Genomic DNA, 878 nt, shown 5'->3' on the forward strand with positions numbered 1-878 from the left:
GGCCCCGCCGGAGCCCCCGGCGCTGCGGGCGCCACCGGCCCTACCGGCCCTGCCGGCCCCACAGGCCCCACCGGACCCAATGTCACCGCCACCAACGCCTATGCCGCCAGCACCAAGGGCGCGGCGTTCACGGTCCTCATGGCCGGAACCAACGTGGCTCTGCCCGACGCCCAGACGCTGTCCCCCGACATCACGGTCAACGGGGCAAACGACACCTTCACCGTGGCGGAGGCCGGACGGTATCGGGTTTCCTATAATGTCAACTCCGTCACGCCCCTGACCCTCGGCGCCCGGCTGATGGTCGACGGTTCGGAAATCGCAGGCTCCAATGTCATACCCCAGACGACGCCTCTGAGCCGCCTCGCCAACGACATCCTGGTGGATCTGCCGGCGGGGGCCAAGGTCTCCCTGCAGGTATACGGCTACGCGGGCCTGGTGACCCTGCTGCCCAACTCCATCGGGGCTTCCCTGTCCATGGTCCGTCTGAGCTGAGGAGGGGTGCCTTATGTCAATGCCCACATTCCCCAAAAATGATCCCCCGCTGACCCGAGAGGACAGCCTCAACGAGATCATTTCCTCCATCGCCGCCGAGGAGCTGAGCCTGAGCCACCTCCTCAACGTCGAGGGCGAGAAGCTGCAATACGTCCTGGGCACCATGCCCGGTCTGGACGGGGCGGCCTCCCTGGACGAGGTGATGCAGGTCAACAAAAGCGTGAAGGACACCCTGTCCGGCATCATGGAGCAGCAGATGGCGCTGACCTCCAAGCTGGGCGCGGTGCTGAAGGCCCCCACCCTCCCCGGCCCCGAGGGCCCCATGGGCCCCGAGGGCCCCGAAGGTCCCGAGGGCCCCGCCGAGGGCGAGGCCGGTCCCGACGGCC

At 68.2% G+C, this 878-nt stretch carries 1 protein-coding gene and 1 pseudogene; both read left to right on the forward strand.

Annotation, left to right across the window (positions count from 1 at the left end; genetic code table 11):
- The coding region (locus tag D1641_RS18975; protein WP_160668559.1) for a hypothetical protein at positions 1-492 on the forward strand (492 nt) is incomplete at its 5' end.
- A gap of 13 nt (positions 493-505) precedes the next feature.
- Positions 506-878, forward strand: a pseudogene (locus tag D1641_RS18980) (collagen-like protein); the annotation flags it as partial.

The sequence above is a fragment of the Colidextribacter sp. OB.20 genome, assembly GCF_009911595.1.
Classification (GTDB): domain Bacteria; phylum Bacillota; class Clostridia; order Oscillospirales; family Oscillospiraceae; genus Lawsonibacter.